This window comes from Mesorhizobium sp. M7A.F.Ca.CA.004.06.1.1 (assembly GCF_003999135.1).
GTDB lineage: Bacteria > Pseudomonadota > Alphaproteobacteria > Rhizobiales > Rhizobiaceae > Mesorhizobium.
In genome coordinates this window covers 1-6,139 of the sequence record NZ_RZPQ01000335.1, presented here as the reverse complement: position 1 = coordinate 6,139, position 6,139 = coordinate 1, and the positions used below count along the sequence as shown (strand labels likewise).

7 protein-coding genes are annotated in these 6,139 nt (G+C 63.1%); all 7 read right to left on the bottom strand.

Features of this window, described 5'->3' with window-relative positions; all coding sequences use genetic code 11:
* On the bottom strand, positions 1-572 hold a 572-nt coding region (locus tag EN906_RS19575; protein ID WP_164777245.1), incomplete at its 3' end, for a dipeptide/oligopeptide/nickel ABC transporter ATP-binding protein.
* Complete coding sequence (locus tag EN906_RS19570; protein ID WP_127268210.1) at positions 569-1,588, bottom strand: ABC transporter ATP-binding protein; 1,020 nt, start codon at positions 1,586-1,588, stop codon at positions 569-571. The genes EN906_RS19575 and EN906_RS19570, both read right to left, overlap by 4 nt.
* Complete coding sequence (locus EN906_RS19565) at positions 1,585-2,478, bottom strand: ABC transporter permease (RefSeq protein ID WP_236383062.1); 894 nt, start codon at positions 2,476-2,478, stop codon at positions 1,585-1,587. Before EN906_RS19565 ends, EN906_RS19570 begins: the two co-directional genes overlap by 4 nt.
* A gap of 1 nt (position 2,479) precedes the next feature.
* Positions 2,480-3,418 (bottom strand): ABC transporter permease, encoded by a 939-nt coding sequence (locus EN906_RS19560; RefSeq protein WP_127270347.1) that lies wholly within the window; start codon positions 3,416-3,418, stop codon positions 2,480-2,482.
* Positions 3,419-3,451: 33 nt separating this feature from the next.
* Positions 3,452-5,035, bottom strand: coding sequence for an ABC transporter substrate-binding protein (locus EN906_RS19555; RefSeq protein ID WP_127270348.1), 1,584 nt, complete (start codon positions 5,033-5,035; stop codon positions 3,452-3,454).
* Between the two features lie 194 nt (positions 5,036-5,229).
* Positions 5,230-5,493, bottom strand: coding sequence for a hypothetical protein (locus EN906_RS19550; RefSeq protein ID WP_127276278.1), 264 nt, complete (start codon positions 5,491-5,493; stop codon positions 5,230-5,232).
* A gap of 28 nt (positions 5,494-5,521) precedes the next feature.
* On the bottom strand, positions 5,522-6,139 hold a 618-nt coding region (locus EN906_RS19545), incomplete at its 5' end, for a CocE/NonD family hydrolase C-terminal non-catalytic domain-containing protein (RefSeq protein ID WP_281060451.1).

Genomic DNA, 6,139 nt, shown 5'->3' with positions numbered 1-6,139 from the left:
GACACGTCCAGCCCCGCCGTCGGTTCGTCGGCGATAATAAGATCGGGCGCCAGCGCCAGCGCCCGCGCCACGCCCACCCGGCGCGCCTGGCCGCCGGAAAGCTGGTGGGGATATCGCCGCCCGAAATCCGCGGGCAGCCCAACCATCTTTAGCAGGCGCTCCACCTCGGCCGCTGGATCGCGGATGGTGATGCCGTGGATACGGAACGGCTCGATCAGCAGAGAGCGGACAGTGAGCCGCGGCGACAGCGATCCGACCGGATCCTGAAACATCATCGCCATGCGCCGAAGATGCAGCTTGCGATCCGCCGGGGCAAGACCGTTCAGCACCTGGCCGTCGAAACGTATGGAGCCGCTCGTCGGTGGACGCAGCCCCATGATGGCACGGGCAATGGTGGACTTGCCCGAACCGCTCTCGCCGACGAGACCGAGTGTCTCGCCCCTGCGGATCTCGAAAGACACTCCGCAGACGGCATCGACGAACGGGTTCTTCACGCCACTGGTGAACGCCTTCAGCTGGCTCATGGTGCGAAAGCGCACGCGAAGGTCCTCGACCGAAAGCAGCGGGCTCATGCCGGAACCGCCAGTGTGTCGTCGAGAAGATGGCAGCGCGCGCTGTGCGCTGCGCCGATTGCGCGGGGGGCGGGATTTTCATCCGCGCACCGGGCGAAGGCATGCGGGCAGCGCCGGCGGAAGATGCAGCCCGCCTGGGTACCGAGCAGGCTCGGCACCTCGCCCGGTATCGTCGGCAACTGACGGGTGCGCTTCCTGATCCGTCCCGGATCGCATTCGAGCAACGCGCGCGTATAGGGATGCCCCGGCCGGCGGAAGATATCGCGCACGGTGCCGTATTCGACCACCTCGCCCGCATACATGACCGCCACCCGGTCGCAGAATTCGGCGACAGCGCCGAGATGGTGCGAAACGAACAGGATCGAGCAGCCGATTTCCTTCTGCAGCTCTTTCAGCAGATGGATGATCTGCACCTCCAGCGTGGCATCGAGAGCAGTCGTCGGCTCATCCGCGATGAGCAGCGCCGGCTTCACCAGCAGGGCCATGGCGATGCAGATGCGCTGGCGCATGCCGCCCGAAAATTCATGCGAATAGCCGCCGATACGACTTTCGGGGTCCGGGATACCGACCCGGCGAAGCATGTCCACCGCACGCTGGCGCTTGATGCCGCGCGAACCGCCCTCGCGATGCTGGACATCGACCATCTGGCTCTCGATGCTGCGCACCGGGTTCAACGCCGTCATCGGATCCTGGAAGATCATCGACATGCGGTTGCCAAGCAGGCCGCGCCGCTCTGCCGGTGCCATGCCGAGCACGTCGCGTCCCTCGAACAGGATCGCCCCGTTCACCACCTCTGCATTCTCAGCCAGCAGCCCCATCACTGTGTAGGCGAGCGTGGATTTGCCCGAGCCGCTCTCGCCGACAATGCCGACCACCTCGCCCGCCGGCACGTCGATATGGACATCGCGCAGCGCATGTGCGCGGCCGCGCGGCGTGCCGAAATCGAGAGAGAGGCCGCGGATCGCCAGCAGTGGACTGCGGCTTGCGAGATGTCCTGCTTGGCTGCCACGGTTCATAGGTCTCTCCGAAGCTTGGGGTCGAAGATGTCGCGCAACGCCTCGCCGAGGAAGGTGAAGCCCAGAGTGGTTATGACGATAGGGATGCCACCGGCGACCACCAACCACACCGTTTTGTGGATATAACCGTAGCCGTCGCTGAGGATCGTTCCCCAGTCCGGTGTCGGCGGGCGCACACCCATGCCGAGGAAGCTCAGGCCTGCTTCCAGCGTGATGACCAGCGGCACATCCATGCTGACCAGGATCAGTAGCGGACCGATGACGTTGGGCAGCACGTGCACGGCGAGGATGCGCACGAGGCCGGCACCCATAGCGCGTTCTGCGGTGATGAATTCGCTTTCGCGCAGCGCGTGGGCCTGCGTGCGCACGACGCGCGCATAGATCGGCACCGACGTGACCGCGACGACGAAGATGACGCTGGCAAGGCTCGGTCCGAGCAGCGTCACCACCGCCAGCGCGAAGATGATGACCGGAAAGGAGCGGATGGTGTCGAAAACCAGCAGCAAAAGATTGTCCAGCCAGCGCGGGCCGAAGGCGGCGATGAGGCCGAGCACCAGCCCTAAGCTGAGCGAGGCGCTGAGCGAGACGAAGGCGACGAGCAGCGCAATCCTTCCGCCCATGACGACGCGCGAGAAAACGTCGCGGCCCAAGTGGTCGGTGCCGAGGAGAAAATCCAGGGACGGCGGCGCCAGCCGGGGACCGACCATGATCTTGATCGGATCGTAAGGTACGATCCAGGTGGCGAAGACCGCACTCGCCACCATCAGCACGACCAGCACGGCGCCCATCAGGCCGAGCGGCGACTTACGCAGTTGCAGCAGGAACATAGCGATCGCGCCCGGCGCACGGCTTTTATCCACCGTCTCGCGAATGACTTGAACTTCGGACACGTTACAAATTCTCGCGGATTCTTGGATCGAGCGCCGCGTTGATCAGGTCGGCGAGCGTCGTGGAGATGACGAATAAAACGGTGGTGACGAGGACCGTGCCCATGACGATCGGATAGTTGCGCGAATCCACCGACTTGACGATCAGTGCGCCGATACCCGGACGGGCGAACACCACCTCGACGAAAACGGCCGCCGAGAGCAGATGCGCCATGCCGACGCCGATGATCGTCACCGTCGGCAGGATGGCCAGCGGCAGCGCGTAGCGCGCGACGATGCGTCGCTCCGAAAGACCGAAGGAGCGCGCCATGCGGATGTGGTTCTCGCCGAGGATCTCCAGCATGGAGGCGCGCACGATGCGCGAGATGTAGCCGACCCAGCCGATGCCGATGACGAAGGCCGGCAGGATGAGGTGAACGAGCCCACCGCGGAAGCCAGAGCCGGCGCCGATGGCGGGCAGCCAGCGCAGGCCGACCGAAAAGATCAGCAGCGCATAGATCGCCATGACGAAGGACGGAATGGCAATCGTGCCGACCGCGAACACGCCCACGAGCTTGTCGATCACGGAGTTGCGGTGCATCGCCGAATAGCAACCGAGCGGCACGCCGACGAAAACGGCCCAGGCGATCGATACTAGGATCAGCTCGATCGTATAGGGCAATTGCTCGAAGACGATGGCGCTGACCGGGCGCTGTGTGAAAACGTCGGTGCCGAGATTGCCGTGCAGCAACCCCCCGAAGAAGGAGACGATCTGCACGGGCAGCGGCTTGTCGAGGCCCATCTGCTCATGCAACTGGGCTTTCAGCTCAGGCGTCGCACGCGGCCCGAGCAGGACGGCTGCGGGATCGCCCGGAACGGCCTGGATCATCAGAAACAGCAGCGTCACTGCGACCACGATGATCGCGGCCGCCAGGGCGGTACGCTTGGCAAGGTATAGCCACATATCCTGATCCAGCCCTTCCCGGCGATCGCCGCGCTATGCCGATTTCGGCTCGAAACCGAGATAGAGCGGCCGCCCGTCGGGGCGCGTGTCGGCCTCGAGCTCGGTCGTCCGATACATGATGGGCGATCCCTCATGGGTGAGGAAGCGGTAGGAGCCGGAATCCTCCATGATGTCCTGCATCTCATAATACATCTTGGCCCGTTCCTGCGGGTCTTCGACGGTCACCGCCTTGGCGTTGAGTTCGTCGAAGCGTTCGCTGCGGAAGCGCTCCCAGTTCCAGACCCCCACCTGGTCTCGCACGAAGAAGGTGGTGGCGTAGTAGGGATCCGGCACCATCGAGAAGCGCTGCACGATCAGCTGCATGTCCTTCCAGCGCTCGCCTTCCGATTCCATGCCTATGGTCCAGAAAGAGCCGGAATCCTGAACATTGACCTCGACCGTGATGCCGATCTGCGACAACTGCGCCTGGACCATTTCCGCGATCGTTGAAAAGGTGGTCACGTTGAGCGCATCAATGGTGAGGCTGAGTTCGGTGATGCCGGCCTTGGCGAGATACTCCTTGGCTTTTTCGAGATCGCCTTCCGGCGGTACCAGTGCCTTTTCCCGATGCCCGACCAGACCCGGAGCAATGAGGCCGGTGGCGACCTGCGCCTGGCCCGAATAGGCCGCATCCATGATCTGCGGCACGTTGATCGCCCATTGGATTGCCTTGCGGACATTGACATCCTTCAGCTTCGGGTGATCCGAATTCATGCCGATATAGACGTAATAGAGCGAGGGTTTCTCCTCGATCTTGGTGTTCTCGGGCGGGCTGCCCTTCAACGTGGCCAGCGAATCGAGGCTGAAATCAGTGAAGTCGATGTCGCCGGCCTGATAGGCGCGCTCAGCGGTCTTGATGTCGCTCATCGGCAGGATATGGATTTCGTCGAAGCCCGGCTTCGGACCCTTCCATTCGGGATTGCGGGTCAACAGGACGAGTTGGTTCGGCTTCCAGTCCGACAGCATGTACGGACCTGAAAAGCAGGGCGGCTTCATGCCGAAATCGCCGCCGTCGGCAACTGCCTTCGTCACCGCTTTTTTCGAGACGATGTGGCCGCAACCATAGGGCAGCGTGATGTTCCAGAGCGGCACGAACGGGGTCTTGAGCACGATGACGCCAGTATGGTCGTCCTCGATGTCGACGCGGTCGAGCGGACCCCAGTCACCCTTGACCGGAGAGTTGTGCTGGATAACGCGCTCAAACGAGAACTTTACGTCCTCAGTTGTCATTTCGCCGAAGTCGCCAGTGAAGTTGATGCCCTTCTTCAGGCGGAAGCGGATGTGCGTCGGATCGATCTGCTCGACGGATTCGGCAGCTTCCAGCTCCCAGCCCCACTCCGAACCCGGCTTGTATCGGGTGAGCTTGGTGTAGATGCAGTTCATGACATCGACATTGTAGGCGTTCTGGTAGAAGCCGGGATCGAGCTTGTCGATGTCCGAATAGGCGCGGGCCTTGAGCACCTTGCCTTCGGCTGCCCATACGGCCTGCGACAGAGGCAGGCCGGAGGCGATGATCCCCGCGCCGAGACCGGCGCCGGCCTGCAGGAAATGCCTGCGGTTCAATGTTATTTCAGTCACGCTCTTTTCAGTCACAGTTGCGTTCCCCTTTCAACCCGAGCGGGCTTCCGGACGACTGCCGGTTCGCTCTTTTTTGGTGCCGCGCCGCCCGACGGGCCACGAGTTCGGACGGTGCATTCTTCAGTTCAGCCGGCTAACCGGTCAATTTCGCTGCCGACGCAGATGTAAGCGATACTAGCGTCAGTTCGCGAATGTCACAGCAGGCGACGCTCTATTGCCTCGGCCCATTTGTGCTCATGGACGAGAGCCTCGCCTTCCCACGCCTGCAAGTTCGCCTCGATGTGGAAATGCGAAGACGTTGCGGTCATGGTGGTCTCGGTCACCGAGTGCATGCGCCAGTCGGCGCGTGAGAATTCGAACTCCCATTTGGCCTCGGCCTTGACCGATCCGAAATCGTCGCTGCGGAAGGAATAGCGTTCGTGGCCGAGCGAGGTGATGGTGAGGTCGTTGTCGACCATGCGATAGGTGCCGGCGCCCTCGCCGATCTCAACGACGGTCGAAGCGTCTGCCAGATTTTCCGTTATCGTCCAACCCTTTTGCGGCTTTGAGATCGTCTCCACCCCGTAAGGGCGGCGCCCCTTCGGGTTCGGCAAAAGGCGCCGGTTCCGGATCTCTGGCGCCTCCGACGCGAACCGGAAGTTCAAGTCGGCAATCCGCCGGGTGGACGGTAAGCGTGACCGGCTCGGGCGAAGGCCATGCGACCGGGAAATAGTTGGTCGAGATGGACAGCCGAATGCGATGGCCGACCCGGAAGCGCTGCGCCACATGCTTGAGCGGCACCGAAGCGCGATAGCGCGTGCCCGTTTCGAGTGGTTCAGGGTTTTCATGCCCGTCGCGATGCGTCAGGTTGAGAAGGCCGTAGCTGACGCGCGTTACCGCGCCGCCGGGCGAGACATCGCAAAGCCGTACTGCCACCATGGCGACCGGCCTGTCGCTTTCGAAGGCAAGGTCGAATATGGCGTCGCCGGCGATCTCGAGATTCTGCGCCAGCACCTCGGTTTCGTAGACAAGGCTGCCGGCGTCGTCGCCGCGCTGGTCCGCCGGCTGGTCGCCGGGCGTGGCGTAGGAGCACCATTTGCCGCCGCGCAGGCCGACCCACAAGGG

Bases quoted from the DNA above. Each gene is read 5' to 3' on its own strand.
- EN906_RS19570 (WP_127268210.1), bottom strand. From the start codon at position 1,588: ATGAACCGTGGCAGCCAAGCAGGACATCTCGCAAGCCGCAGTCCACTG.
- EN906_RS19560 (WP_127270347.1), bottom strand. From the start codon at position 3,418: ATGTGGCTATACCTTGCCAAGCGTACCGCCCTGGCGGCCGCGATCATC.
- EN906_RS19550 (WP_127276278.1), bottom strand. From the start codon at position 5,493: ATGGTCGACAACGACCTCACCATCACCTCGCTCGGCCACGAACGCTAT.